Annotated in this window: 19 protein-coding genes; 12 read left to right on the forward strand and 7 right to left on the reverse strand. The window is 72.1% G+C overall.

What is annotated here, in order from left to right:
* Positions 1-57: 57 nt before the first annotated feature.
* Together ACIA8L_RS34090 and ACIA8L_RS34095 are read left to right on the forward strand one after the other, a co-directional pair.
* Complete coding sequence (locus ACIA8L_RS34090; RefSeq protein WP_395910893.1) at positions 58-2,979, forward strand: PAS domain S-box protein; 2,922 nt, start codon at positions 58-60, stop codon at positions 2,977-2,979.
* 95 nt (positions 2,980-3,074) lie between these two features.
* Complete coding sequence (locus ACIA8L_RS34095) at positions 3,075-4,721, forward strand: glycoside hydrolase family 3 protein (protein WP_395910895.1); 1,647 nt, start codon at positions 3,075-3,077, stop codon at positions 4,719-4,721.
* A 184-nt stretch (positions 4,722-4,905) separates the two neighbouring features.
* Here the strand turns inward: ACIA8L_RS34095 and ACIA8L_RS34100 are convergent, their stop codons facing one another.
* Positions 4,906-6,570, reverse strand: coding sequence for a cellulose binding domain-containing protein (locus tag ACIA8L_RS34100; protein ID WP_395910897.1), 1,665 nt, complete (start codon positions 6,568-6,570; stop codon positions 4,906-4,908).
* 627 nt (positions 6,571-7,197) lie between these two features.
* Between ACIA8L_RS34100 and ACIA8L_RS34105 the strand changes: the two genes are divergently transcribed.
* Both ACIA8L_RS34105 and ACIA8L_RS34110 read left to right on the forward strand, forming a co-directional pair.
* The gene (locus ACIA8L_RS34105; protein ID WP_395910899.1) at positions 7,198-10,332 is read left to right on the forward strand and encodes a glycoside hydrolase family 3 C-terminal domain-containing protein; all 3,135 of its coding nucleotides are present in this window, start codon (positions 7,198-7,200) and stop codon (positions 10,330-10,332) included.
* A gap of 33 nt (positions 10,333-10,365) precedes the next feature.
* A complete protein-coding gene (locus ACIA8L_RS34110) occupies positions 10,366-10,653 on the forward strand; it encodes a hypothetical protein (protein WP_395910900.1) in 288 nt (95 codons plus the stop codon).
* A 76-nt stretch (positions 10,654-10,729) separates the two neighbouring features.
* Here the strand turns inward: ACIA8L_RS34110 and ACIA8L_RS34115 are convergent, their stop codons facing one another.
* Complete coding sequence (locus tag ACIA8L_RS34115) at positions 10,730-11,185, reverse strand: hypothetical protein (RefSeq protein ID WP_395910902.1); 456 nt, start codon at positions 11,183-11,185, stop codon at positions 10,730-10,732.
* Complete coding sequence (locus ACIA8L_RS34120) at positions 11,182-11,541, reverse strand: DUF6069 family protein (protein WP_395910903.1); 360 nt, start codon at positions 11,539-11,541, stop codon at positions 11,182-11,184. The genes ACIA8L_RS34115 and ACIA8L_RS34120 overlap by 4 nt, the downstream gene beginning before the upstream one ends.
* 109 nt (positions 11,542-11,650) lie before the next feature.
* Between ACIA8L_RS34120 and ACIA8L_RS34125 the strand changes: the two genes are divergently transcribed.
* Entirely contained in the window at positions 11,651-12,742 is a 1,092-nt protein-coding gene (locus ACIA8L_RS34125) for a sensor histidine kinase (RefSeq protein WP_395910904.1), read from the forward strand.
* Positions 12,727-13,383 (forward strand): response regulator, encoded by a 657-nt coding sequence (locus ACIA8L_RS34130; protein WP_395910906.1) that lies wholly within the window; start codon positions 12,727-12,729, stop codon positions 13,381-13,383. The genes ACIA8L_RS34125 and ACIA8L_RS34130 overlap by 16 nt, the downstream gene beginning before the upstream one ends.
* 126 nt (positions 13,384-13,509) lie before the next feature.
* On the opposite strand, the gene ACIA8L_RS34135 is transcribed toward ACIA8L_RS34130, so the two are convergent.
* Both ACIA8L_RS34135 and ACIA8L_RS34140 read right to left on the reverse strand, forming a co-directional pair.
* Positions 13,510-14,112 (reverse strand): NAD(P)-dependent oxidoreductase, encoded by a 603-nt coding sequence (locus ACIA8L_RS34135; RefSeq protein WP_395910907.1) that lies wholly within the window; start codon positions 14,110-14,112, stop codon positions 13,510-13,512.
* Positions 14,113-14,120: 8 nt separating this feature from the next.
* Positions 14,121-14,897: an inositol monophosphatase family protein gene (locus ACIA8L_RS34140; protein ID WP_395910908.1), complete on the reverse strand. Its 777-nt coding sequence runs from the start codon at positions 14,895-14,897 to the stop codon at positions 14,121-14,123.
* Between the two features lie 66 nt (positions 14,898-14,963).
* Between ACIA8L_RS34140 and ACIA8L_RS34145 the strand changes: the two genes are divergently transcribed.
* The gene (locus tag ACIA8L_RS34145; RefSeq protein ID WP_395910910.1) at positions 14,964-15,857 is read left to right on the forward strand and encodes a LysR family transcriptional regulator; all 894 of its coding nucleotides are present in this window, start codon (positions 14,964-14,966) and stop codon (positions 15,855-15,857) included.
* Here the strand turns inward: ACIA8L_RS34145 and ACIA8L_RS34150 are convergent.
* Positions 15,837-17,327 carry a dolichyl-phosphate-mannose--protein mannosyltransferase gene (locus ACIA8L_RS34150; RefSeq protein WP_395910912.1) on the reverse strand — a complete coding sequence of 497 codons (1,491 nt, stop codon included), beginning with the start codon at positions 17,325-17,327 and terminating at the stop codon, positions 15,837-15,839. The two genes, ACIA8L_RS34145 and ACIA8L_RS34150, sit on opposite strands and share 21 nt — an antisense overlap.
* 29 nt (positions 17,328-17,356) lie before the next feature.
* Between ACIA8L_RS34150 and ACIA8L_RS34155 the strand changes: the two genes are divergently transcribed.
* The 5 genes from ACIA8L_RS34155 (at position 17,357) to ACIA8L_RS34175 (ending at position 24,537) form a co-directional block, all read left to right on the forward strand.
* On the forward strand, positions 17,357-17,800 hold the full coding sequence (locus tag ACIA8L_RS34155; RefSeq protein WP_395910913.1) for a GNAT family N-acetyltransferase: 444 nt from the start codon (positions 17,357-17,359) through the stop codon (positions 17,798-17,800).
* An 80-nt stretch (positions 17,801-17,880) separates the two neighbouring features.
* Positions 17,881-20,586, forward strand: coding sequence for a discoidin domain-containing protein (locus ACIA8L_RS34160; protein WP_395910915.1), 2,706 nt, complete (start codon positions 17,881-17,883; stop codon positions 20,584-20,586).
* Between the two features lie 113 nt (positions 20,587-20,699).
* Positions 20,700-22,112 (forward strand): hypothetical protein, encoded by a 1,413-nt coding sequence (locus ACIA8L_RS34165; RefSeq protein ID WP_395910917.1) that lies wholly within the window; start codon positions 20,700-20,702, stop codon positions 22,110-22,112.
* A gap of 89 nt (positions 22,113-22,201) precedes the next feature.
* Positions 22,202-23,464: a glycoside hydrolase family protein gene (locus ACIA8L_RS34170; RefSeq protein ID WP_395910919.1), complete on the forward strand. Its 1,263-nt coding sequence runs from the start codon at positions 22,202-22,204 to the stop codon at positions 23,462-23,464.
* Between the two features lie 26 nt (positions 23,465-23,490).
* Positions 23,491-24,537: a SecDF P1 head subdomain-containing protein gene (locus ACIA8L_RS34175; protein WP_395910921.1), complete on the forward strand. Its 1,047-nt coding sequence runs from the start codon at positions 23,491-23,493 to the stop codon at positions 24,535-24,537.
* A 51-nt stretch (positions 24,538-24,588) separates the two neighbouring features.
* Here the strand turns inward: ACIA8L_RS34175 and ACIA8L_RS34180 are convergent, their stop codons facing one another.
* On the reverse strand, positions 24,589-25,491 hold the full coding sequence (locus ACIA8L_RS34180; protein WP_395910923.1) for a superoxide dismutase: 903 nt from the start codon (positions 25,489-25,491) through the stop codon (positions 24,589-24,591).
* Positions 25,492-25,665 lie beyond the last annotated feature (174 nt).

Genomic DNA, 25,665 nt, shown 5'->3' on the forward strand with positions numbered 1-25,665 from the left:
GGCAAAACCGGCCCCAAACCGCTCAGGCCGGTGCCGGCCGCTGCCGATCATGGTGGGGTGACCGTCGGTCTGCTCGCGCGGCTCGACGAGGAGTCGCGTGCGCGGCTGCTCGCCGAGGCCTTCGAGCGCAGCTCCATCGCCAAGGCCGTCGCCACCGCCGGCGGCGAGATCGTCGAGGTCAACAACGCGTTCTGCGGCCTGACCGGCTACCGCCGCGAGGAGCTCGTCGGCCGGCCGATCACCATCCTGCTGCCGCCCGGCGAGCCGTTCCAGGGCTTCGGCGACCCCGAGTGCGAGCGGCGGATCGTGCGCCGCGACGGCACCCGCGGCTGGATCGCGACCCGGGCCCTGCCGGTGCGCGGCAGTGCGTTCGTGGTGCTCGAGTCCGTGGAGAGCGACGAGCAGCACGCCCTCGCCGACCGGGTGGCCCAGTCGGCCGACGAGGCCCGCGGGCTGCGGACCACGATCGCCATCCAGCGGGAGGTCGCGGCGGCCGCCGGGGACCGCGACGCCCTGGTGGCGCTGGCGGCGGAGCGGGCCCTGCAGGTGCTGACCGCGGGCGACGGCGCGGCCGTGCACCTCCTCGACGGCGAGACGATCCCGATCGTGGCCGCGGCCGGGTACGTCCCGCCGGCGCAGGGCGGGCCGCCGGTACCCCTCGACGGCACTTTGGCCGGGCTGGCCGTCTCCACCCGCTCCACGCTGCGCAGCGACGACACCGACACGGACCCGCGCGTGGCCGCCGAGCTCGGCCGGGCCAACGGCATCCGCTCCCTCGTCATCGCGCCGCTGCTGCGCCCCGACGGGCCGATCGGGGTCCTGTCCGTCATCGCCCGGCGCGCGCACGCGTTCGGCGAGGCCGACGAGCAGCAGCTGACCCTGCTCGCCGACGCGCTCACCGGGGCGCTGCGCCACGCCGAGGACGCCCGGCGCAACCGGGAGCTGCTGCTCGAGGCGACCGAGGCCAACGCCGCCCTGGCCCGCCAGCGGGCGGCCGCCCTGGCCGCCGTCCAGCGCCTCGAGCAGAGCGAGGGGCGCTTCGCCGAGGTCTTCGACCACAGCCCCCTCGCGAAGGTGGTGCTGGGCCTGCGCGGCGCCGAGTACGGCCGGATCGTCCTGGCCAACCCGGCCTTCAGCGAGCTCGTCCAACGCGACCCGGTGACGGTCACCGGGGCCGAGTTCGCCGACATCGTGGCGGTACCGCGGCCCGACTACGACGCGGCGCTGGCCTCCCTGGCCGCCGGGCAGCGGCACCGCAGCGCCCGGGAGACGGTACTGCGGCGGCGGGACGGGGCCCTGGTCTCCGTGGCCGCGCACACCTCCGTCATCAGCGACCAGGCCGGCCCGGCCGCGGCCGTCGTACAGCTACGCGACGTGACCCGGGAACGGGCCGCGGCCCTCGCGCTCAGCCGCAGCGAGGAGCAGTTCCGCACCGCGTTCTCCGGCAGCCCCCTCGGGCTCGTCCTGTGCGACGAGGCCGACGTGTTCCGGCAGGCGAACCCGGCCGCGGCCGCGCTCACCGGGCGCACCGCCGGTGAGCTCGCCGGCCTGCGCTACACCGACGTCACCGACCCCCGGGACCTGGCCACCGTCACGGACGCGCGGACGGGGCTGCGCACCGGCGGGCAGGTGCAGTACGACCAGCGGCTGCTGCGCCCCGACGGCCGCGAGGCGTGGGTGCGGGTCACGGTGTCGGTCGTGCCCGGCCCGGAGGGTGAGCCGTGGCGGCTGATGCAGCTGCAGGACATCGCGGCCGAGCGGGCGGCGGAGATGGCGACCGAGCGGGAGCACCGGCGGCTGCAGCACACGCTGAGCGTCCAGCGGGAGCTCATCGCCGTCGCCGCCGACCGCGACGCGGCCCTGCACGTGGTGGCCGAGCGGGCCGTCGAGCTGTTCCCGGCGGCCGACGGCGCCGCGGTCGAGCTCGCCGAACACGAGGACCTGGTGTACGCGGCGACGGCCGGTACCCTCGCCGGAGCGCTCGGCACCCGGGTCCGCATCGCCGCCTCCCTCAGCGGCGCCGTGCTCTCCGCCGACGCGACCGCGCACTGCCGCGACGCCGCCCGTGACCCGCGCGTCGACCGGGCGGCGTGCGAACGGCTCGGGATCGGCTCGATGCTCATCGTGCCGCTGCACGCCGACGACATGGTGATCGGCGTGCTGAAGGTCAGCTCCCGCCACCCGCACGTGTTCGACGACGCCGACGAGCAGCAGCTGGCCCTGCTGGCCGAGGCCCTCGCGTCCGCACTGCGCCACGCCGACGACGCGGCCGCGCTCGCCACCCGCAACGCCGAGCTCGAGGAGGCCAACCGGCTGAAACGGGACCTGATCGGGATGCTCGGCCACGAGCTCGGCAACCCCCTGGCCGCGATCCTGGGCTACACCGAGATCGCCTCCGACACCTGGCCCACCCTCGGCGAGGGGATGCGCACGAAGGTCCTCGACGGCATCACCCGCCAGGCCCACCGCCTCGACGGCATCGTGCAGGAGGTCCTCACGATGGTCCGCAGCGAGGCCGGCACCCTGCACGCCAAGCGGGCCCGGACACCCCTGCACGGCCAGATCGCGCTCGCCCTGGCCAACACCGGCGCGCACGCCGGGACCGGACCCGAGGGCGTGCCCGTGACCGGCCCCGACGCCGCCGCCCTGGTCGACGCCGGCCAGCTGCAGCAGATCCTCACGAACCTGCTCAGCAACGCGGCGAAGTACGGCGGCGGCGCCACCGCCATCCGCGTCTCCCCCGACGGCACCCGGGTCCGCGTCGCCGTCGAGGACCGCGGCCCGGGCGTCCCCCCGGAGTTCCGCGACCGCCTCTTCGAACGGCTGGCCCGCGCCGAACGCGACGCGGCGAAGGTCCGCGGCACCGGCCTGGGCCTGTACATCGTGCGCAACCTGGCCCAGGCCAACAACGCCGACGTCCACTACGAACCCAACCCCGGCGGCGGCTCCGTCTTCGTCATCGACCTCGAGTCGGCGTGACCCGCTCACAGCGGCTTGACCGAGCAGATCGATGAGAGTCTTATTGATGCATGTTGCGGCGGTCTTTGGTCGTTTCCTCCGTTCTTGCTCTGACAGTGCTGGGTCTGCCCTCGGCGGCTTCGGCCGCTGACCCCCTCGCCGGGATGACGCTGCCGGAGAAGGTCGGGCAGATGTTCGTCGGCTACGTCTACGGCGACAGCGCCACGACCGCCTCGGCTTCCAACACCGCGCTCTACGGGGTCGCGACGGGCGCCGAGGTCGTCGCCCGCTACCACCTCGGCGGCGTCATCTACTTCACGTGGAGCGGCAACCTCGCCAACCCCGCCCAGACCGCGGCCCTGTCCAACGGCCTGCAGGCGGCCGCCCGGGCCGACAGCGGCGTCCCGCTGCAGATCAGTACCGACCAGGAAGGCGGCATCGTCAACCGGATCGGCGCACCCCTGGCCGTGTCCCCCGGCAACATGGCGATCGGCGCCACCCAGGACCCGCTCAACGCCTTGCGGGCGGCCCGGGTCAGCGGCACCGAGCTGCGGCAGCTCGGCATCAACGTCGTCGACGCCCCGGTCGTCGACGTCAACACCAACCCCCGCAACGCCGCCGACGGCCCCCGCGCCTTCGCCGACCGTACCGTCCCGGTCTCCCTGTTCGGCGCGGCCGCCGTGGCCGGCTACCGCCTGGCCGGCATCGGCGCACAGGCCAAACACTTCCCCGGCCTGGGCGACACGACCGTCAACACCGACAACGGCGTGGCGGTCACCAACGAGACCCGCGACCAGATCATGGCCACCCACGTCCCACCGTTCCGCGCCGCGATCGCCGCCGGCGTCCCCAGCATCATGGCCGCCCACATCGTCGCACCCGCCCTGGACCCGACCGGCACCCCCGCCAGCCTGTCCCGCCCGATCGTCACCGGCCTGCTCCGCGACCAACTCCACTACAACGGCGTCGTCATCACCGACGCCCTCGACGCCGCCGCCCTGGCCGCGATCCCACGCGACCAGGTCATCCTGAGGGCGATCGACGCCGGCATGGACCAGCTCCTGATGCCCCCCGACCCACCGGCCGCGATCCAGACCGTGCTGGACGCGGTGGCCTCGGGCCGCCTGACGGAGGCGAGAATCGACCAGTCGGTACGCCGAATCCTGCACATGAAGCAGGAGCTGGGACTCTTCAACTGGCACCCGGCCCCGACGCCCCCGTCCGTGGGCACCCCGGCCGCCCTACAGACGATGTCGACGATCGCCGCCGCGTCAATCACCAAGCTCCGCGGCGCCGGCGTACCCGTCACCGCCGGCGCCCACGTGCTGGTGACCGGCTGGGGCGTCAGCACCACAACCACCCTCACCGAAGCGCTGAACACCCGCGGCCTGACCGCGACCCGCCTGTGGACCGGCTCGCCGTCGCCGGCGGTGATCGCCCAGGCGGTAGCCGCCGCCCAAAGCGCCGACACCACCGTGGTGACGACGAACAACGCATGGTCGGACCCGACGCAGGTAGCCCTGGTCCAGGCCCTGCTGGCCACGGGCAAGCCGGTGGTGGTGGCCGCGGTGGGCGGCCCCTACGACATCGCCTACTTCCCGACCGCCCCGGCGTACCTGGCCACCTACGACTACCAGCCGGTCTCGGTGCTCGCCCTGGCCGACGCGCTGACCGGCCGGGCCGGCACCCCCGGCCGCCTGCCGGTGACGATCCGCACCCCGGACGGCGGCACAGTGCTGTACCCGTACGGCAGCGGCTCGTGAAACCGTTGTCGCGGCCGGTATTTCGCCACCAGCGGCGCTCAGCGTCGGGGTCCTCGAGGTGCAGCAGGAGGACCGTCAGCACCTCGCCGGCCATGGCGCGGATCCGCAGCGGCAGCTCGGGGTCGCTGCCCCACGGCCGGACGGCGGCCGCCGCGGGGGTATCCGACCGCTCAGCCGGTGCTGCTCACGAGACGGCGCAGGGCGCTCCGTTGAGCGCGAAGGCGGTCGGTGCGGCCGTGTTGCCCGTGTGTGTGGCCTGGAAGCCGATGGTGTTGGAGCCACCCGGGGTCAGCGTGCCGTTGTAGCCGACGTTCGTCGCCGTCACCTGCCCGCTCGACGGACTGTACGTCGCATTCCATCCGCCGGTGATCGTCTGTCCACTGGGGAGCGTGAAGGCCAGCGACCACCCGCTGACCGTCGCACTGCCGCTGTTGGTGATCGTGATGTTCGCGGTCAGCCCGGTGTCCCACGCGCTGACCACATCCGCCACCCGGCATGCGACCGGCACACCGGAACCGGACGACGACGGTGACGGGCCGGGCGAACCGGAGCCGCTCGGCGACGGCGACGGGCTACTGCTGCCACCCGATACCCGGTACATGACCACACCGTGCCCCGGGACGCTCGCGCTGATCGTCCCGGTGGTGCTGCTACCGGCCCCGGTCCACAGGTTGTCGAGGGTGTACGTCGAAGCGCCGGTCTTGCCGACCGCGGCCGCGGTGGTACTGATCGTCGCCGCCGCGGAGTTCTCGTTGAACAGCACCACCGAGACGTCCCCGTTGGACAGCGGCTTGGTCAGCACGTGCAGGCCGCCGGCGGAGCTGATCTCCCGGCCCTGCTTGCCCAGCGGGTCCTGGTCGACCGCGATCACGGCCTTGTTGCCCAGGATGGACAGCGTGGTGGCGTTCGCGGTGACCAGGTTGTTGCCGGCCAGCAGCGGCGCGGCCATCTCCGCCCACAGGCTGAACTCGGTGCGGTCCTCCTCGGTGGACATGCCCCGCCCGACCTCGAGCATGTCCGGGTCGTTCCACGCGCCGGGACCGGCGTACTGGGCGAGGGTCACGTTGCGCCGATAGATGGACAGCATGCTGGAGAACGACGCGGTGATGTCGCCGGTGGTGCGCCACAGGTTGCCCACGTTGGCGCCCCACGTCCACGGCGAGCTGGACCCCCACTCGCAGATGCTGAACACGATCGGCCGTCCGGTCGCCGCCAGCGCGTCGCGCATCGCCGTGTACCGGGCGATGTACTGCTGCTGGCTGGTCTGCCCGGCGTTGTTGCAGTTGTCGTACTTGAGGTAGTCCACACCCCAGGACGCGAACAGCCGCGCGTCCTGCGCCTCGTGCCCCAGGCTGCCCGGGTAACCCGCGCAGGTGGCGGTACCGGCGTCCTCGTAGATGCCGAGTTTCAGGCCCTTCGAGTGCACATACGCGGCGACGCCCGCGATACCCCCGGGGAACTTGCCGAAGTCCGGCTGCAGGTTGCCGGACGAGTCACGGCTGTGCTGCATCCAGCAGTCGTCGATGTTCACGTACTGGTATCCGGCCGCGGCCAGCCCCGAGGACACGAGCTTGTCGGCCGTCTGCCGGACCAGCGAGTCGGAGACGCCGCAGCCATAGGAGTTCCAGTCGTTCCACCCCATCGGCGGGGTCAGCGCTAGGCCGTTGCCCAGCGCGTACGCCGGCTCGGCCGTGCGTGCACCGACCCACCAGCCGCCGACCGCGACCAGCAGCAGCAGCGCCAGCGCTTGTGCGGCCAGCCGGCGCCGCGGGGCCTGACGGATATCGGATTGAGCGGGCCGGGCGGACGGCTCCCCGCCGCCCGATCCAGGGGTATCCGTGACAACCATGCGGACTCCTCGACGTGATGGCCGATCGGTACGTCGCCGGCCAGACAGCACGAGCCGCACGACCTGTGCGAGCGTGATGACTGGCTCGCGACGTTAGCGTTCACAACAATGCCCGTCAATATGACGGCATAGACGCGCTGCCTTGGCAGGACGTAGTGCGGCACAGATGGCGAAGGATTTGGTAGTAAGTTCCATGCGCCCACGGTGCGGCCGATAGCGACTTCCGAAGGTCGACGGCCGTAACGCATTTTTTGTGCCCATTATCGTCCGTCAATGTTTATTGCCGTAATGTGTTGGTTCCGTTACGTTAGCGCTCACACCGCGAAGTCGTCGCCGGAAAGCGAGATCATGGAACCGAACACCCGCACGGTTCGAGCGGCGATCGCTGCCCCGCCGGCCGGCCTGCTGAAGGTGAAGACCAGTTCCGCGCCCCCGCGAGGGAGGGGGCCCGGCCGAGGCGCCAGGAGCCCGGGGCGCCGGTTCCTGGCGCTCGGGCTGGCGTGGGCCGTGGTGGTGGGCGGACTCGGCGCGTACGCGCGGCCGACTTCGGCGTCTGCCGAGGGCGTGCCGGCCTACCGGAACACCTCGCTGCCATTCAGTGTCCGTGCGGCGGATCTGGTCTCGCGCATGACCCTGGAGGAGAAGTACGACCAGCTCATCGCGATGCAGCCGCATGCGACCTGGCGTCCGAAGCCGAAGGCGATCGACCGGCTCGGCGTGCGGTCGTACGGATACTGGGCCGAGGCGAATCACGGGATCTACTTCCCGACCGTCCCCGGCAACGGCAACTACACGCAGTACCCGCAGAGCACCTCGATCGCATCGACGTGGAATCCGGCGATCACCCAGGAGATCGCCGGCGGTATCGCTGACGAGGCCCGCGTGACCTACAACGCGTCCTGCCCGCCGGGTGTGGCGAATCCCAGCCCCGTCGGTGGCGCCTGTCACGGCTTGACCTATTGGTCGCCGAACCAGAACCTCAACCGCGATCCCCGGTGGGGGCGGGCGGACGAGTCCTACACCGAGGACCCCTTCCTGGCCGGCCGGGTGGCCGGCGCCTTCGTGACGGGCTTGCAGGGCGACACCTCCTCGCGTCCCGACACGATTCCCGCCGGGGCGCACGACTACATTCAGGCGGTCGCCACGCCGAAGCACTATCTGGCGAACAACTCCGAGGCCAACCGCGACTTCGGCACGTCGAACCTCACCGAGCGTTCGATGCACGAGTACTTCCTGCCGCCCTTCGCGGCCTCGGCCGGCGGCGCGGGCGCGCGGTCGCTGATGGTCGCCTACAACGCCTTGTCCGAGGTGGAGAACTACACGACGGACTACCCGTCCGTCTCGAGCTACCCGACCCTGTGGAGCCCTCGCGACAATGCCACCCCCGGCGGTACTCCCGGGACGCCGGCGGCGGCCAGCCGGTACGCCATCGAGACCATGCTGCGCAGGTCGTACGGCTTCGACGGGTACATCGTCTCCGACTGCGATGCGATCACCCGCGTGTACGGAACCGGCACGTCAGGACACTCGTGGCAGCCCGTCCAACTCGGCGGTCAGACGCAGATCAGCAAGACCCTCGGCAACGCCTGGGCGCTCAAGGCCGGCACCGACCTTGACTGCTCCGGCGGCGACTACCCCACCGCGACCGGACTCCCGGCGGCGCAGAGCCAAGGCTTCATCAGCGAGGCCGACATCGACATCGCGCTCGTCCGCGCCTTCACCGCGCGGTTCCAGCTGGGCGAGTTCGATCCCGTCGCCTCGGTCCCGTGGAACAGCGAGTCCTACTCACTGTCGGCGGCCGGCGATCCTGACGTCAAGCTGGCCTCGTCGGCGCACCGCGCGGTCGCGCACGAGTCCGCCCTCGAGGCGCCCGTGCTGCTGAGCAACGCCGGCAGCACGCTGCCGTTCGCGGGCGCGGCGACCGGCCGGACGGTCGCCCTGGGGCATGTGGACTCCCTCAATGCGTTTCAGTCGGGCTCCTACTCCGGGCCCACAGCTGTCAACACCACCTTCGCCCAGGCGCTGGCCGAGCGGACGGGGTCGTCCGCCTCGGCCGTGACCGCGGGCTCCGACGCGCCGTTCCTGTCCAGCCACCTCGCGGTGTTTCCCAACGTCCTGGACGCCAACGGCACCGCGATCACGACCTCGGTGTGCGCCGGCCGCCCCTGCGATCCCGTGGCGGACGCGGCGACCGCCGAATACCAGATCTCACAGGCTGACAATGTCGTGGTGGTCGTCGGGCACAGGAACAACGACGGCGGCGAGGGCACGGACCGCTCCACGGTCGCCATGCCACGCATGCAGGCCGAGCTGATCCGAGACTCGATCGCCCCGCTCGCCCAGAAATACGGCAAGAAGATCGTGGTGTGGATCCAGGCCAAGACCATGGTCGACGTCAGCATGTTCAAGGACCTGCCGAGCGTCGGGGCGATCGTCTGGTCGTCCTTCAACGGGATGTACCAGGGCAAGGCGATGGCCGAACTGCTGTTCAACGACGCGGTGACGCTCGAGGACGGGCGTAGCGCGGTGGCCAACTTCTCCGGCAAGCTCCCGCTGACCTGGTACTCCGACGTGGACGCACAACTCGGGCCGGCGGCCGCTCCGGACCGTGCGGTCGAGGACTACCGCATGACCAAGGCGGAAGGCGCCAGATGCGGCCGGACGTACCTCTACTACCAGGTCGGCCCCGGCTGCGCGGCGCCACACTATGTGTTCGGTCAAGGTCTGTCATATTCGCCGCTCGTCTACGGCACCCCGAGACTGTCCTCCGCGAAGATCACTCCCAACGATTCGGTGACGGTCTCCGTGCCCGTGTCGAACCGGATCGCCGACATCCCGGGCAAGGCTGTCGTGGAGGTCTACGCCAGAGCTCCGAAGGGAGCCGACGGGAACCAGCGCCCGCTGAAGCAGCTGAAGGGTTTCGTCAAGAGCGACCTGATCGCGGGGACCTCCACGACGGTAAAGGTCACCATCGGCCCCGGTGACCTGTGGTTCTGGGACGACGTGACGCACGAGAAGGTGTTTCCCACGGGCGACTGGACCATCATGGCCGGCCCGAGCTCGGCCGACGCCGACCTGAAGTCGGTGAACCTGCGGGTGACCGGACACCGCACGGCCGGCGTCGAGGTGGTCTCGGCCCAGCCGGACGCCACCGAGTTGAGCCTGGACACCCCCGGCAACCGGATCAACGCTCAACTGTCGGTCACCAAGCACGACATGACGTTCTGGGATCTTTCCGATCGGGCGCTCAAGGTGAGATACACCTCCTCCAACCCGGCGGTCGCGACGGTCGACGCCAGCGGCTCGGTCAAGCCCGTGTCCACCGGCGCCGCCCTGATCACGGCCAAGGCCACCGCCGACGGGGAGAGCAAGTCGTCCACATTCCCGGTCGTGGTGACCTCCGGCGCGCCGGACGCCACCGGCTCGGCGTTCCCGGACAGCTACACGTCGCGGGTCGACTTCGGTGATCGGGCCGTGACGCTCGACCAGGCGTCCTCGGGGACAACGCTGTCCGCGCGCGTGTTCCCGGCCAATTCGACAACGACGTACCGCTACCAGATCGCCCCGATGGACACCAACACCGCCGGAGCGAGCATCACCTCGGCGGGAGTCCTGACCGCGGCCAGGACCGGGCACGTACGGATCACTGTCACAGCAGTCGGGGCCGGCGTGCAAACGTCGGAATCCGCCCTGGTCACGATCACACCCAAGTGCCGGTTCGGCGGAGTGGGGCCTCCGCTGGCCGGCGACGGCTCGCCCTGAGCGCCCGCAAGTCGCGGAGGGAGCGTGGCAGCGGTGGCGTGTTCAGCGGGAGCCTCGTCACGGGCCAGGGATCGGTCCTGGTGCCGGGCCGCAGCGGCGGTCAGGCGACCGGCATCAAGGTCGACGCCCGCGGCCGGCTCTGGGTCTGCGGCGCCGGCACCGGCGGAGCGAGCGCTGGTCGAGGAGATCACCGACCCGCGCCTGCGGGTCCCGGCCACCATCGCGGACTTCACCGGCTCGATCTACGCCGTCAACGCCCGCTTCGACCTGCCGGCCCCCGCCCCGACCGACACCCACACGATCGTCAAACTCCCCGCCTGACCGCGAGCCTGAGCGCAGGTGGGCACCGCCGGCGCGTCCGGCGGTGCCCACGCGGGCCCGCCGCTGATCCCCCACGTCAGCTCGGGCCGCGCGCGCCCGCCGTCACCACGGCCGCCATCACGATCAGGCGCTGCCGGCGGCGGCTCAGCACCGCGAAGCACGCGGTCAGCACGACCAGCTCCTCCTCGGCCCACGCACCGGTGACCTCCACCCGCAGCGGCCCGCCCGGGCGACCGGCCCGCACCTCGATGCGCGCGCCGTCGCGGGTCAGCGTGGCCGAGTGCCGGCCCACGCTCCACCGGGCCGGGCCGCCCGGGCCCGGCACCCGGCAGCCGTCCAGCTGCAGCGCGACGACCGGACGGCCGTCGATGCGCGCCACCGCGCCCAGGCGGTGCCGGCCGACGGGCTCGAGGTCGAAGTCGCCCGCCGCCGTCCGCAGCACGCCGCGGCGCATCGACACGCCCCGGGTGTGCAGTGCGGCCCCGCCGTAGACCCAGCGGCCGTGCGCCGCGCGGAGCGAGTGGGCGGTCATCGGGGCAGCCCGGCGAGCAGCACGGCGCCGACGGTCAGGTGCAGGGCGATCAGCCCGGCGACCGCCCCCGCGCTCGCCGCGCCCAGCGGGCCGAGCAGCGACACCAGCAGGACCGCGGCGGCGATGACGACCCAGATCGTGCGGCCCTTGCGGGCGGTGCGCTCCAGCACCGCGAGCAGCGCCCAGCCCAGCAAACCGGCCAGCGCGGCGGTGATGGCGACCGCGGCCGGCCCGACCGGGCCCTGGCCCGGGACGCTCAGGTCGACGCCGGCGGCGTGACGCACGAGCAGGTACACGATCTCGGCGGCGGCGACGGCGGCCACCACGACCCCGGCGCGCTGCACAACAGTTGTCATGCCGATGAGTCTGGGCGCGGGGCCGGGGCCGCCACATCGACCGGCCCGCACGCGCGGCTACGACTTTGGTCGGTGGCCGGGGCCGATGATCACCGCCTAGTCTGCTTGCGTGACCCCGGACCGACCGCCGCGCGCGGCCGCAGCCATCGTCGCGGTCACGATCGGCGCGCTGACCGCGGCGAGCCTCGTACCCACGCACGACCCGCTCGACCTGGCGACCGGTGGGCTCGCCGTCGCCGGGGTGGTGCTGGCGCTGTACCGGCCCGTTGCGGGCGGCCTCGCCCTGGCCGTGCTCGCGGCACTGTCGCCGGTGGCCACGCCGGCCGCGACCTCCGCGGTGTTCACCGCCGCCCGGCGCCGCCCGCTGCGCGACGCGGCCGTGGTCGCGCTGGCCAGCGTCGCCGGACACGCGGTGCAGGGGTTCTGGCGGCCGTACCCGGGGCTGGCCTACGGCTGGTGGCTGCTGCTCATGGCGATGGCCCACGCGGCGCTGTTCGGCTGGGGCGTGTGGCTCAGAACGCGCCACGACCTGCTGCTGTCCCTGCGCGAGCGGGCCTGGCGGGCCGAGGCCGAGCAGGGGCGCCGGGTCAGCGAGGCGCGGCTCGCCGAGCGCACGCTCATCGCCCGGGAGATGCACGACGTGCTGGCCCACCGGCTGTCGCTGCTGGCGATGTACGCCGGGGCACTGGAGTACCGCCCCGACGCGCCGCCCGAGCGTCTGACCGAGGCGGCCGGCGTGCTGCGCCAGGGCGTGCACCAGGCGCTGGACGAGCTGCGCGAGGTGATCGCCGTACTGCGCCACGACGAGGCCGGCGCCGTGCACTCCCTGCCCGAAGTGCCGCGGCTGGTGCGGGAGGCGGTCGCCGCCGGGCAGCGGGTCCGGCTCGACTACCCGGACGGGGCCGAGGTGCCGCCGACGGTCGGGCGCACCGCCTACCGGGTCGTGCAGGAGGCGCTCACCAACGCCCGCAAGCACGCGGCCGGTCAGCCGGTTACGATCACGCTCGAGATCGATGGGGGGCGGCTGGTGCTTGACGTGCGCAACCCGGTCACGCCGGACCTGCCCGACCTGTCTGGCTCCGGCGTGGGTCTGATCGGGCTGACCGAACGGGTCGGGCTGGCCGGTGGCACGCTCGAGCACGCCGTGACCGCGACGGGAGAGTTCCGGCTGCGGGCGGAGCTGCCGTGCCCGACGCCGTAGTCCGGGTCCTCGTCGTGGACGACGATCCATTGGTACGGGCGGCCCTCACGATGATGCTCGACGGCGCCCAGGGGATCGAGGTCCTCGCCACCCTGGCCGACGGCGACGAGCTCCCGGCCGCCCTGGACCGCCACCGCGCCGACGTCGTGCTCATGGACCTGCGCATGCCCCGGGTCGACGGCATCCAGGCCACCCGCCGCGCCCGGGCCCGGCCGCAGCCGCCCGAGATCGTCGTGCTCACCACGTTCGACACCGACGAGCACGTGGTGCGGGCCCTGCGCGCCGGGGCGAGCGGCTTCCTGCTCAAGGACACCCCGCCGGACCGCATCGTCGAGGCGATCCGCCGCGTGTCGGCCGGCGACCCGATCCTGTCCGCCGCCGTGACCCGGCGCCTGATGGCCCGGGTGGCCGCGGACGCGGCGGGCTTCGAGCGGGCCCGCGGGCAGCTGGCCGCCGTGAGCCCCCGCGAGCGGGACGTGGCGATCGGCGTGGCCCGGGGCCTGACCAACGCCGAGATCGCGGCCGAGCTGACGATGAGCGTCCCGACGGTCAAGGCCCACCTGACCCACATCATGACCAAGCTGGACCTGGACAACCGGACCCAGCTGGCGATGCTGGTCCACGACGCGGACTTGCTCTGAGGCCGCGGCCGGGTGACGGTGCCGCCGCCGCGAGCGATCCGGCCGCGTGGCGCACCGAGATCGGGTGGCCGGTGTTCCGAGTGACCTGAGGCGGTCGTCGACATGACCGCCGGACGCGGTCGCGGGTCAGGGAAGTACCACGACGGGGTGCCCTTCGAACCGGAGGGACTCGGCCTCGTCGAGCATCGCCGCGGCTACCGTCGCCCGGCTCACGCGGGCGGGGAACAACGCCAGCGGCCGGTCGGGCAGGGCCAGGGTGCGGCGGGTCGGCGTGGGCGGTCCGTCGGTCAGCGGGCCCGCGTGCACGACCGTGCCGCCGGCGGCCAGGACCGCCGCCGTGGCCGCCTCCCGGTCCGGGAGTTCCTTGCGCATGAACGCGCCCAGCAGCGCGCGGGTCAGGAAGCCGGCCGCGGGCGCCGACGGGCCGACGCCGAGGGCGGACAGCCAGACGATCCGGGCGCCCGAGGCGGCTGCCGCGCGGGCGCCGGCGGTCAGGACGCCCGGGGTCTCGCCGCCGGTGATGCCCAGCCCGGACACGATGACTTCGGCGCCGTCCAGGGCCCGGGTGAGCGCCGGCCCGTCCAGGACGTCGGCGGTGAGCAACGTGAGGCGGCTGTCGGAGGGAAGTCGGGACGGGTCGCGGGCCACGGCCCGGACGTGGTGGCCGCGGGCCAGGGCCTGGCGGACCAGTTCGCGGCCGGTGCCGCCGGTCGCGCCCAGAATCGTCATCGTCGGCATCAGAGGTCGGCCATCGCCTTCAGGGCGGCCTCGTGCAGGGCCGGCGGGGTGACCAGCAGGGAGTCGGCGCCCGAGTGCCAGGGGGCGCCGGTCAGGTCGGTGGCGGTGGCGCCGGCCTCGGTGGCGATGAGGGTGGCGGCGGCTACGCCGGTGAGGGCGGGGGCGTACTGCCAGAAGGCGTCGGTGCGGCCGGCGGCCAGGGACAGGAGCGGGAAGGTGGTCGGGATGGTGGTGCGGACGAGCAGGGCGCGGGACATGAGCGCACCGATGGCCTGGCCGATTCTCGACTTGAGGGCCTCGGGCTCGTCGCCGACCTGGCTGGTCTCGACGATCGCGTCGGCGAAGTCGGTCTTGGGGGAGACGGCCAGCCGGGCGCCGTTTTCGTACGCGCCGGCGCCGGGCTCGGCGGTGAACAGGCGGTCGCCGACCGGCTGGTAGATCACGGCGAGGACGGGGCGGCGGTCGCGGATCAGGGCGATGCTGATGCACCACTCGGGGCGGCCGTGCAGCAGGTTGACGGCGCCTTCCACGTCGTCGACGGCCCACCAGTCGCCGCCGTCCAGCGATGCGCGCTCGTCGGGGTCGTCGACCCAACGGGCGTCGGGGTGCAGGGCGGACAGGGCGGCCCGGAGCGGGTCGTGGATGAGCTCGTCCAGGTCGGCGGCGGCGGCGCGCATGGCGGCGCGGCCGGTGAGGCGGTTGGCCGGGGACCACTGCCGCTCCAGCAGGCGGTGGCCGAAGTCCTGGGCGATGTCGATGACCGGGTGCAGTTGCATGCCTCCAGCAAAGCCCCGATCCGGCAGTGCGGCAAATGCATCTTTGGTACGGCTAGAGTTACCCAGGTGCAATCATTGGACCTCAACCTGCTCACCGCGCTCGATGCGCTGCTCGAGGAGGGCAGCGTGCTCGGGGCGGCCGAACGGCTGCGGCTCTCCCCGCCCGCCATGAGCCGGACCCTCGGGCGGATCCGGCGGGCCACCGGCGACGCGATCCTGGTGCGGACCGGGCGGACGATGACGGCCACGCCCTACGCGCTGCGGGTGCGCACCGACGTGCACCGGCTCGTGCAGGAGGCCCAGGCGCTGCTGCGGCCCGACGCCGACGTCGACCCGGCGACGCTGGACCGGACGTTCACCCTGCGGTTCCACGATGCCATCACGTCGGCGGTCGGGCCGGGCCTGCTGCAAGCGGTCAGCACGCTGGCGCCCGGGGTCCGGCTGCGGTTCCTCGGTGAGGCCGGCGGCGACACCAGCGACCTGCGGCACGGGCGGGTCGACGCCGAGATCGGGGCCGACGAGCCGGAGATGCCGGAGATCCGCTGGGAGCTGCTCGGGCACGACGAGCGGGTGGTGGCGATCCCGGGCGCCTGGCGCGGAAAGTCGTTGTCACGGCGGCGTTTCGGCTCCGTGCCGCACATCATCGTGTCGCGGCGGGGACGGCTGCGCGACCCCCTCGACGACGTCATCGACCGGCGGACGGTCGCGGTCACGCCCACCGTGGACGCCGCCCTGGCCCTGGCCGCCGCGCTCGGGGCGGCCGTGACCGTGCCGGCCCGGATGACCGCGGAGGCGGTGGCGCGGCACGGCATGCGCACGGTGCCGCTGCCCCTCGAAGCGCCGCCCGTGCCCGTGATCCTGCTGTGGCATCAGCGCCACGACACCGACCGCGCGCACGTCTGGCTGCGCGAGCTGCTGAAGCGGTGCACGACCCGGCGACTAGACCCAGCGGTTGCCTAGCCACAGGCGGTCCAGCCAGGCGGTGTACGGGATCGGCGACGCCGCGTAGATGGGGTAGAAGTACGCGAAGCACAGAGCCACGACCAGCAGGTACCCCCCGAAAATCATGGAACCGACGAACCGCCGGCGGCCGTGTGGTGCGCCGATCACCGCCCCGAGCACGTAGACCACCGCGAGGACCAGGAACGGTTCGGCCGGGAGGGCGTAGAAGTAGAACATCGTGCGGTGCTCCGGCATCGACTGGAACCACGGCACGATGCCGGCCAGCGCGGCCGCCAGGATCAGCCACGCGCGGCCGTCGCGGCGGGCGATCGCCAGCCACACCAGCCCGGCCAGCGCCGGCAGGAACGACCACCACAGCACCGGCGTGCCCAGCAGCAGGATCTCGGCGGTGCAGCGGTCGGCGGCGCAGGAGACGCCCGGGTCCCAGTGGATCGCGACCGGCCGGCCGAGCAGCAGCCACTGCCAGGGCCACGACTGGTATCGGTGCGGCTGGTCCAGCGTCGTGTGGAAGGCGTAGGCGGTCTCGTGGTAGTGGACCAGGTTGACCAGGGCGTCGATGGGCCGGTCGTGCGGGAGGTTGTGCGTGGCGGCGTACCAGTGGCGGAAGTAGCCGTCATCGCTGAGGAACCAGCCCCACCACACGTTGACGTAGGCGAACAGGGCCAGGCCGAGGATCGCGAAGCCCCAGCCGATCGCCGGGATCAGGCTCTCGCCGAACCAGTGCCGCACGCCGGCGGTGCGGCACGCGCCCATGTCGAAGACGGTGGCGGCGACGATGAACAGCAGGAGGTACCACAGCCCGCTCCATTTGACGCCGCACGCGAGCCCGATCGCGACCGCCCAGCCGATGCGGTACCACGGAATCCCGAGCCGCGGCCGCAGCGTGTCCCCGCCGGCCTCGACCACCGCCAGCCATCGCGCCCGCCGCTGCTCCCGGTCGAGCACCAGCAGGTAGAACGCGACGACGACCCAGAACATCAGGAAGATGTCGAGCAGCGCGATCCGCGACAGCACGAAGTGCATCCCGTCCAGCGCGACCAGCAGGCCCGCCGCCGCGGCCAGCACGGTGGACCGGAACAGCCGCCAGGCCGCGGCCATGAGCAGCACGATCGCGGCGACGCCGACGAGCACCGCCATGATGCGCCAGCCGAACGCGTTGTACCCGAACACCTGCTCCCCGGCCGCGATCATCCACTTGCCCAGGGGCGGGTGGACGACGTACTCGGGCTGCCCGGACTCCGGCACCCACTCGACGCCGTGCTGGAGCAGATCCTGCGCCTCGTTGGCGTAGTACACCTCGTCGAACATCACGCCCGGCGGGTTCGCGAGGTTCACCAGGCGCAGCGCGAGCGCGATGCCGCCGATCAGGAGGGCCGCGAGCCAGAACGACCGCGGGAACGGTCCCGGCCGGCCGAGCCGCCGCCGCGCGATGGCGATCCCCGCGTCGTCGCGTAATCCGGTGGTCACCGACCGATCCTAGGCGGCAGACTGGGCCGATGTTCGAGCTGGTCGTGGCCGCGCGCGCGGAGCACGAAACCCTGGTCCCGGTCCTGCGCGACGCCGAAGAGGGCGACGAGCGGATCCGGGCGGTCCTCGCCGACCCCGAGTCCGTCGCCTACGCCGGACGGGACGACGGGGTCCTGGTCGGGGCGGCGGTCGTCCGGCACGGCGAGATCGTCTACATCGCCGTCGTCGAAGAGCGGAGGCGGCGGGGGTACGGCCTGCGAATCCTCGAAGCCCTGAAGTCAGCGCACCCGGGCGGCCTCATCGTCGGCACGGCCAACTCGTCGCTGGACAACATCGCGTTCTACCAGCGGTGCGGCTTTCGGATGCTGCGGGTGGAGCGGGACTTCTTCGCCTACATCGATCCCCCGATCGTCGAGCACGGCATCCCCATGCGCGACATGATCGTATTTTCCTACGAAAGTTTGCACAAATAGCGGGCTTGACTCGTCAGCTTAATGAGTGTTCCCTGCAAATACTTGCACGCGCCGCTACGCGTGCTCTGGGAGGACGCTCCATGGCTCGTTCATCGCTGCTCGCCGCCGCCGTCCTGGTCGGCGGGGCGCTCGTCATCACCGCCGCGGCCCCGCCGGCGCAGGCCGCCACCGTAGGCGCCACCACGCCGTTCACCAGCTACGAGGCCGAGGTCGGCACGCTCGGCGGCGGTGCCACGACCGTCGCGCTGACCGCGGCGCCGACGACGCAGTACTCCAGCGCCGCCCTCGAAGCCTCCGGGCACGCCTACGCCCACCTCGCCGCGGCCGGGCAGAAGGTGACCTGGACGAACACGACCGGCAAGCCGATCAGCGCGATCGTCGTGCGGGCCAGCATCCCCGACGCGGCCGGCGGGGGCGGGATCACGGCCGGCCTCAACCTGTACGTCGACGGGGCGTATCGGCAGGCGCTCAGCCTCACGTCGAAGCAGTCGTGGGTGTATGAGGGCAACAACCACTACAACGACAGCGCCGATCAGAACCCGGCCGACGGCAACCCCCGCGTGTTCTGGGACGAGGCGAAGGCGTTCATCAGCGGTACCGCCATACAGCCCGGCGCCACCTTCGCGCTGCAGAAGGACGCCGCCAGCACCGCCGCCTTCTACGACATCGACGTGGTCGACGTGGAGAACCCGGCGCCGATCAGCCAGCCGGCCGGCTCGCTCTCGATCACCAGCTGCGGCGCCGCGGACAATCCGAACGTCGACAGCACCGGCCCGATCCAGAGCTGCATCGACCAGGCGCAGTCGCAGGGCAAGGTGCTGTGGATCCCGAGCGGCACCTTCTACCTCAAGGGGACCGGCGGCCTGCACGCGAACGGCATCACCATCGCGGGCGCGGGACCGTGGTACAGCACCATCTATCGGGCGGTACCCCTGCCGAATCCACAGCCGCTCGGAGCGGTCTTCGATCTCACGTCGTGCACGGTGCGGGACTTCCACATCGACTCCAACGCCACCAGCCGGGCCACTGTGGACGGTGCCGGCGGGGCCATGGACACCACCGGCACCAACTGGGTCGCGGACGACATCTGGACCCAGCACACCCTGTCGGGCTTCTGGGCGTCCGGCACCGGCGGGCAGGTCCGCAACAGCCGGCTCACCAGCATCTGGGCCGACGGCATCAACCTCAACAACGTCTCGCTGAACAGCTCCGCCGGCAACAATCTCAGCGCCACCAACAACTTCGTGCGCGGCACCGGCGACGACGGCATGGCCATCAACTCGGTGAACTACAACACCGACAGCAACGGCAACCGGACCTACTACACGCCGATGGCCAACGCCTCGTTCACCCGCAACACGATCGTCGCACCGTGGGGCGGCAAGGGCATCGGGATCTACGGCGGCAGCGGGCACGACGTGGAGTACAACGCGATCAGCGACACCGCCCGCTACATCGGCCTGGGCGCGGGCCGGTTCGGGGTCAACGGCAGCGACCTGCTCGGCGCGACCGTGTCGAACAACGTCGTGTCCCGCGCCGGCGGCAACGGCTACAGCCAGGGCCAGCCGGCGCTGCACATCGGCAACGGCGGCGACGGCCAGAACGTCGGCGCCGTCGAGCGGGTCACCGCCGCCGGCAACACGGTCGTCGACTCCCTGTACGACGGGGTCGGGTTCTCCCAGTCGACGAACACCCAGCTGCTGAACAACACCGTCACCAACCCGGGCCGCAACGGCGTGGTCATCGCGCCGCCGTTCTACCCGGCCGCGACCGGCTCGGCGAGCATCACCGGCAACACGGTGACGGGGCTGAAGAGCGGGGCCAGCGCCTACCTCAACAACTCCGCCGGCTTCGCGGCGACCCTGAGCGGCAACAGCTGGCAAGGCGGGAGTGGCCCCGTTCAAGGACCGTTCGGGGGTACCGCGGCCGCGATCCCCGGCACCGTGCAGGCCGAGCACTACGACACCGGCGGCCAGGGCCTCGCCTACAACGTGACCTCGATCAACGGCTCCGGCAACGGCTACCGCGCCGACGGCGTCGACCTCGAGTCCACGTCGGACACCGGCGGCGGCTACAACCTCGGCTGGACCAGCGGCGGGCAGTGGTTCCGCTACACGGTGAACGTCGCCACAGCCGGGCAGTACACGGTGTCGGCCCGCATCGCCGCCCCGAGCGCGGTCACCGGCGCGCTGCACATCGCCAACGCGTCCGGGGCCAACCTGACCGGCGCCGTCAACCTCCCCGCGACCGGCGACTGGCAGGCGTGGGGCACGGCCACGGCGACGCTGACCCTCCCGGCCGGCCGGCAGGTGCTGACGGTCATGCAGGACACCGGCGGCTGGAACCTCAACAGCCTGCAGTTCACCCAGGGCGGGACCACACCGACGCCGACCAACCTGGCCGCGGGCCGCCCGACGGCGGAGTCCTCGCACAACCAGACCTACGGCTCCGGGAATGTCGTCGACGGTAACCAGGGCACCTACTGGGAGAGCGCGAACAACGCGTTCCCGCAGTGGGTCCAGGTCGACCTCGGTTCGGCGAAGTCCGCCACCAGGGTGGTCCTGCAACTCCCGGCCACGTGGGGCGCCCGCAACCAGACGCTGACGCTCAGCGCATCCAACGACGGCTCCGCCTTCACGACGGTCACGGCTTCCAGCACCTACACGTTCAGCCCGACGGCAACCATCACCTTCCCCGCGACGACGGCCAGATATTGGCGAGTCACCGTAACCGCGAACACCGCTTGGCCGGCCGCGCAGCTCTCCGAATTCCAGGTGTGGAACTGAACATCTCATGTGACAAGTAACAACGAAAGCCCAGGTCCGGCGGCGGTTTACGGCTCCCTTAAGTTTGCCTTACCGCCGCCGGAAAGCGCTTTCCCGGCCCTACTATTCGCCGCGTGAACCTGCCCTTCACCCTCAACCGGCGGCGCCTCGTCATCGCCGCCGTAGCCGGCCTCGCGGTGGCCGCCTCCATCGGCGCCGTGGCCGCGTTCTCATCGTCCGGCGGCCCGTCGACCACCACGACCTCGGCCTCGGCCGCCGCCGACGGCCAAGGAGCCGGCGGCGACCGGTCCGGTGCCGCCGGTGGTGACGCCGCGGCGCTGGCCGCGGCCGGTGCGTCGGCCAGCGCGTCGGCCGCCCCGCCGAAGGAGACCGGGCCGTGCGGCCGCACCGCGGGCGCGTCGCCGGTGGTGAAGGTGACGGACGTCAGCGTCGGCTCGGCGGTCACCGGCTACGGCCGCGAGGGCGACACCGACCCCCTGCCGATGGCGATCGCCGCGACCCCCAACGGCGGCTCGTGGCTGGCCTGGCTCGGCACCAACGGCAAGGTGAACCTGGGCAAGCTCGGCTGCGACGACAAGCTCACCGGCGCCACGACCAGCTTCGACGGCATCGACATGCAGGACGTCTCGGCCGACGCCAACGGCGGCGTGCTCCTGCTGACCCGCAAGGGCGACTGCCACACCGGCCCCCTGTGCGGCGGCGAGTCGAGCCCGTGCAACACGATGTGGATGGTCCGCTTCGACAACAGCGGCAAGCAGGTCTGGGAGCGGCAGGTCACCAACCTGAGCGCGAGCCTGGGCGGCTACGACAACGGCGCCCGCTTCGTGTGGTGGTATCAGCACCACGGCCGCCTGGCCACCGACGGCAGCAACTACGCCGCCTACTTCGGCGTCGCGATCACCGTCCAGAACGGCTCCTGTGTGGACATTCACGAGGGCGACCGGATGCAGGTCGTCAACTCCAGCGGCGGCCTGGTCACCAACAACAAGGACAGCTTCGAGGTCGGCTGCAGCCACAGCTGGGGCACGCGCATCGCCTGGGACCCGCGCACCAGCCACTACGCGATGGTGTGCGCCACCGACAACAACTGCCGCATAGCCCAGCCCCACCCGTATCGCACGGTGGCGGCCGGCTCCTGCGACGGCACGCTGTTCGGCGGCGACCTGGTCCTGGCGAAGACCGCCGGCTACTGGACCGCCTGGAGCCAGGGCGGCACGGCCCGCCTGGACCACTTCGGCAGCGGGGCGTCCGACAAGACCGTGCAGACGCCCGCGAAGACCGCCCATCCGCACCTGGTGACCTACGGCGCCGGCCGGATGCTGCTGGCCTGGGAGTCGGGCTCGGCGATGGCGGCCCAGGTCTACGACGCCGCCACCGGCACAACCACCGGCGCCCAGTTCGCGATCGGCGTGAAGGACCACAACTACCAGGCCTTCAAGCCCTACAGCGACGGCAGCGCGGCCTACCCGGCGGCCGGCGCCAACAGCACCTCGATCCGCATCGCCCGCGTGATGCCGATGCAGTGATCACGCCGGGATGACGGCCCGGGAGAGCGCTCTCTCAAGTTTGCCTTAAGAGCATTGACTCGGGTACCGCCATGGCCGAGGTTAGGCGCATGAAACTCGGCCGCAAACCGCTGTTCGCCCTGCTCGCCGTGGCCGCGGTGGCGGCCGGGGCGTTCGGGCTCACCAATGCCATGGCCGCGACCGGCGCCCCGATCACCGGCATCGCCGGCAAGTGCGTCGACGTCGCCGGGTCCAGCAGCGCCAACGGCACCGCCGTGCAGCTGTGGACCTGCAACGGCACCGGCGCCCAGCAGTGGACGGTTGCCGCGGCCGATGGCAGCATCCGAGCCCTGAACAAGTGCCTCGACGTGACCGGGGCCTCGTCCGCCGACGGGGCCAAGGTCCAGCTCTACGACTGCAACGGGACCGGCGCCCAGCAGTGGACGGCCGGGGCCGGCAACCGCCTCGTCAACACCGGGTCCGGCAAGTGCCTGGATGCGAGCGGCAACTCCTCCGCCGACGGGACCCGCCTGCAGATCTGGGCCTGCACCGGCAACGCCAACCAGCAGTGGAAGCTACCTGCCGGCAGTACCCCCACCGGCTCTGCGTCCGTTTCTCCTTCGGCATCGCGCACCGCGACCCCGTCGGTGAAGAAGAAGGGCGTCAGCACCTGGCAGTTCACCGGCCTGTCCGACGCGATGCGCAACGTCGGCTCCGGCTGGTACTACAACTGGTCCCCGGACAACGACAGCATGCCGGCCCCGGCCGAGTTCGTGCCGATGATCTGGGGCGCCGCCAACGTCACCGACGCCACCCTGGCGAAGGTCAAGACCGAGGGCACCACGCTGCTGGGCTTCAACGAGCCGGACATGCAGGGCCAGGCGAACATGACCGTCGAGCAGGCGCTGTCGCTGTGGCCGCGGCTGCAGGCGACCGGGCTGCGGCTCGGCAGCCCGGCCGTCGCGTGGGGCGGCGACCAGGCCGGTGGGTGGCTGGACCGGTTCATGACCGGTGCCCGCCAGCAGAACAAGCGGGTCGACTTCATCACGCTGCACTGGTACGGCTCCGACTTCTCCGACGCCGCCGTGGGCCAGTTCCTCGGCTACGTCCAGCGCGTCCACGACCGCTACAACCTGCCGATCTGGATCACCGAGTACGGCCTGATGAACTTCACCGGCACGCCGAAGTTCCCGAACACGGCCCAGATCACGTCGTTCATCACCCGCACGACGACGCAGCTGCAGGCCACCGCCTACGTCGAGCGCTACGCCTGGTTCTCGTTGCCCGCGGTCGGCGACTCGCTGCCCTACGGCCTGTACAAGGACGGCTCCACCCCGACACCGGCCGGGGAGGCCTACCGGGCCGCCGCGTAGGCACCGGAGGACCTAATCTGGCGGGCATGTACGCACCGCCCGCCAGCCCCGGCCGCACCATCCCGCGATGGTTCTGGTTCGTCGTCGGCACCGTCGTCCTGCTGCTGCTCGCGGTCGGCATCACCGCCGCCGTGGTGTTCACCAGGCACTTCGGCGGCGACCGCGCGCAGCCCGGCGACTTTCTCTACGACCTCGAGCTCGTCGGCCTCGACGGGCAGGCCCCGGCGGCGGACGCGGTCGAGCGGACCCGGCAGGTCCTGCTCGACCGGCTCCGGGACGCCGGCGTCGAGCGGCCCACGGCCACCACCACCGGGGCCGCCACGCTGCGGATGACCGGGGCCAAGGGAAGCTTCGACCTGATGCGTCAGGTCCTGGTGCCCGGCCACCTCACGTTCCGGCCGGTCCTCGGGGTGACCGTGCCCGGCAACGATGACGACGACTGCAAGTCCGGCGGGCCGGCCCCGGCCGACCCGGGCGGCCTGCGGGCGTCGGCGCAGAAGAAGCTGGGCGAGACCCGCTGGGCGGCGGCCTCCGCCCTCAAGGGCCCCGACGACCCGGGCGCCCGGGACATCGGCGGCTTCAACGAGCTCACCTGCGAGGAGCTCGGCGCCCTGCCGCCGCTGATGCAGTTCGCGGTGCCGGGAGTCAGCTGCACGGCGCTCGGCCACCGCGAATACGTGGTGCTCAACCGCGCCGACGCCGAGCCGGTGACCGCCTGCCAGGACGAGACGACGAAGTACCGGCTCGACGTTGCCAGACTCACCGCGGCCGACCTGGCCGGCGCGAAGGCCGCCGCGTCCCCGGCGACCGGCCAGTGGACGGTCACGCTGCACTTCACGACGGCCGGGCAGCAACGGTGGACCGACCTGACCCGGGACACGGTCGGCCGGCAGCTCGCCATCCTGGTCGACGGCGGGGTCGTGTCGGCGCCGGAGATCCAGGCCGTCATCACCGGCGACGCCGAGATCTCCGGCGGCTTCTCCGCGGGCTCGGCCCGGTCCCTCGCCGCGAACCTCAACCACGGATCGCTGCCGACCACGGTCGACGCCGCCCGCCCCGGCACGGTCAGCTGACCGGCTGCGGCGGGCGGCACCGTCACCGCTCGCCTGCGTTCAGGCTTGCGCTCAGGCGGAGAGTTTGACGATCGTGTAGGTGTCGGTCGGAGCGGGGGCCGGCAGGTCGAAGCGGGCGTTGACGGCGTAGATCCAGCCGCCGAAGTCCGCGATGGTGGCCGGGACCCGCAGGCGCGGGTCGGTGATCTCCTCGACCAGCTCCGCCGACGTGCGGCGCAGGCGGAACTTGGCGATCACGTTGAAGGAGTTGCGGACCACGTACAGGTACGGGCCGCGCCGCAGCAGGCCGTCGCCCTGCAGGACGGTGGCGCCGCCGAGGTCGTACTGGAAGCTCGCGCCTGAGCGCGGGTCGTAGGAGAAGAGCCGGTCGGCGAGCATCTGCACGATGACCAGCCGGCCCTCAGCAGTCACCTCGATGCCGTTGTTGAACGCGCCCGCCTCGCCCAGGCCGCCGGTGAGGTCGATGGCGCGCGCGGCGCCGAGGTCGAGCGGCAGCTGGTAGAGCACGGGGCGGTCGGAGTCGGTGAGGTAGGCGCCCTGCGGGGTGAGCACGACGTCGTTGACGAAGCTCCCGCCGAGGCTGTACTGCGCGAGGGCGCGGCCGGTGCGGGCGTCGTACACGCTCGCTCCGCCGGTGCCGGCGCCGCAGACCCAGAGCCGGCCGCGGGCGTCGACCTTGACGCCGGTCGCCTGGCCTCCGCTGCGGCCCGGCACCAGGATCGATCCCCGGCCCGTGACGAGGCTTCCGCGATACACGGCGCCGTCGACGAGCGAGCCGACGTAGAAGGTGGTGCCGGAGATGGCGATACCCTCGGGCTGGAAGCCGTCGGGCAGGTCGATGACGTCCGGGAAGCCCGGCGTCCGGTGTGTGGTGGCTGCGTGTCCGGTTCCCCCGGGAATCGCCAGGGCGGCGCCGATGCCGGCGCCACCCGCGATCAACGTTCGTCTGCGCATTCACCGAATCCTATCGAAAGATCGCGATTCGTGGATGCCGCACGTGCGGCCCCCGGCGTGGTGCCGGGGCCGCCGGTGGTGGTGGTGGTTAGGCGAGGGTGCCGCCGAGGTTTTCGTTGGTGGTCCAGGTGTGTTGGGTGATGTTGAATGCCCAGTGGTGCAGGTGGGTGTCGG

This window comes from Dactylosporangium sp. NPDC051541, from assembly GCF_044454505.1.
In the GTDB taxonomy this organism is placed as follows: domain Bacteria; phylum Actinomycetota; class Actinomycetes; order Mycobacteriales; family Micromonosporaceae; genus Dactylosporangium.